Raw genomic sequence first — 2,117 nt, forward strand, 5'->3', positions numbered from 1 at the left:
TAATTTATGTATTGGAGGGGAAGTGTCATGCCTTGATGACAGAAGCACTTTTAGTTAAAGCTGCTTTAAAAATCGAAAAAGTCTAATTAAGACATCCCAAGCCGTCGCTTGATTGTTAAATTTTAGAAAATCAAAACTTTATTCAAAAATACTGGTACGGCTAACCCGCTAATAAATTGTGGGGACGCTGTATTGGTGGTTTTACCCTAAATAAAGTTTCGTACCTTTGCACCATGATTTTAGTCTAAAAAAGAATAAAGAAAAATATGATGAAGCCATCCTTCTTCAGATACGAAGGGCATAACTATCTGGTGCCCTTCCTCATCATCAGCAGTCTCTTCTTCATGTGGGGCTTTGCCCATGGCATCCTGGAGGTGCTGAATCCGCATTTCCAGGAGTCGTTCCATATCAGCAAGGCGATGTCGGCCTTGACGCAGGCTGCTGTCTATGGTGCCTACTTTCTGATGGCGCTACCTGCCGGATGGATAATCCGGAAGTGGGGCTACAGGAGGGGTGTGATAACTGGACTGGTTCTCTTCGGTATCGGTGCTCTGATGTTCATACCGGGAAGCAGGATCAACAGTTTCAACTTCTTCGTCCTGTCGCTGTTTGTGATAGGATGCGGACTGACCTGTCTGGAAACGAGTGCGAATCCTTATACTACGGTACTGGGACATCCTGACAAGGCGGAGAGCAGAATCAACCTGTCGCAGTCGCTCAATGGTATCGGATGGATTGTAGGACCGCTGGTTGGCGGACAGCTCCTGTTCTCGGGTGTCAACATCGCCATTCCTTATGCTCTGGTGGGTATCTTCGTGCTTGCTGTAGCACTGGTCCTGTCAAGGATTAAGTTGCCGGACCCAAGGAGAGCGCATGAGGCGGATACGAATGAGAAGGTTGAGGAGAAGCCGATGCGAGTGATGGCATTCGGTTTCGGTATGCTGACCTTGTTTCTCTATGTGGCTGCCCAGACGGGTGTGAACAGTTTCTTCATCAACTATGCTGAGGAGAGTATTCATATAGAGAAGCAGACTGCCAGTCTGTATCTTGCCTTTGGCGGAATGGGTCTGTTCTTTATCGGCAGGTTGGCTGGTGGTGTCATCATGAATTATATCCAGCCAAGGCTGGTACTGCTGGTCTGTGCCATCCTCACCTTTGTAGCTACATTGATTGTAGTGGTATGTAGCGGAACCTTATCTCTCATTGCGTTCTTCGCCCTGTATCTGGGAGAGAGCATCATGTTTCCGACTATCTTCTCGCTGGCATTGAGGGATGCGGGTACAAAGACCAAGCTTGCCTCTTCCCTACTCATCATGACGATTGTGGGTGGAGCGGTTGCTCCTGTAATCATGGGGTATATAGCGGATACTACGGGCAGTATGGCGATTGCATTCCTCATACCGCTAGTATGTTATGGGGTGATTGGAACGTATGCTCTTTTGAATCGCCACGTTCCTCTTTAGATACAAGGAGGATTTTTCGAAAACCTACCCGTCCTTCCTTACCCTTAAGGAAGGCTCCACCTCTCATCTCGGTCTTCTCCCCTCAGGGAAGAAGAGGGAAACCGCCATCCGGTGCTCGGAACCGCTACGCTATAAGGTTGGCGGACCATCAAAGGTCTTCGCCATTTTTTGCGGGCTGGGACCGCCTTATTACAACTTGCTTCTAGTCTTCGCCATTTTTTGCGGGCTGGGACCGCCGGGAGAAGAGAGTTTATAGTTAACAGTTTATAGTTAATAGTTTACAGCTTATATTCGGGGGATTTTGTTGATTTATTGTGAATTTCTTGGTGTTTTAGAATATGCTTATTGGCATAGCCCAATCAATGGGCTATGCTGATGAGTTTACTAGCTGGAGTTGTTATCATGGCACATTATCAAAGAGAATCCTCGATTCGTTTCATAATTTCCTTTGTCGGAAGGCGATGGTTGGACTCCAGCAAGGCTTTAAGCTTGGTTATATATTCTTCTTTCGATAGGATATCATGGTGAAGAAGTTCGTCTTGGTATCGCTGATTACTATTTCCATTAGGCAAGAACGAAATTATGTAACACTTCCTCTGTCGTTTTGTTGAGTAAGACGGCAGCCTTGGATTCTGTAATCAAGCCACTTGACAG

General features: G+C 46.5%; 1 protein-coding gene. It reads left to right on the plus strand.

Features of this window, described 5'->3' with window-relative positions:
• Positions 1–266 precede the first annotated feature (266 nt).
• Positions 267–1,463 (plus strand): sugar MFS transporter, encoded by a 1,197-nt coding sequence (locus ACQRBJ_RS15885; RefSeq protein WP_445304212.1) that lies wholly within the window; start codon positions 267–269, stop codon positions 1,461–1,463.
• Positions 1,464–2,117: the final 654 nt, after the last annotated feature.

The sequence above is a fragment of the Prevotella sp. SGI.167 genome, assembly GCF_050313615.1.
In the GTDB taxonomy this organism is placed as follows: domain Bacteria; phylum Bacteroidota; class Bacteroidia; order Bacteroidales; family Bacteroidaceae; genus Prevotella.

Bases quoted from the DNA above. Each gene is read 5' to 3' on its own strand.
- ACQRBJ_RS15885 (WP_445304212.1), top strand. From the start codon at position 267: ATGATGAAGCCATCCTTCTTCAGATACGAAGGGCATAACTATCTGGTG.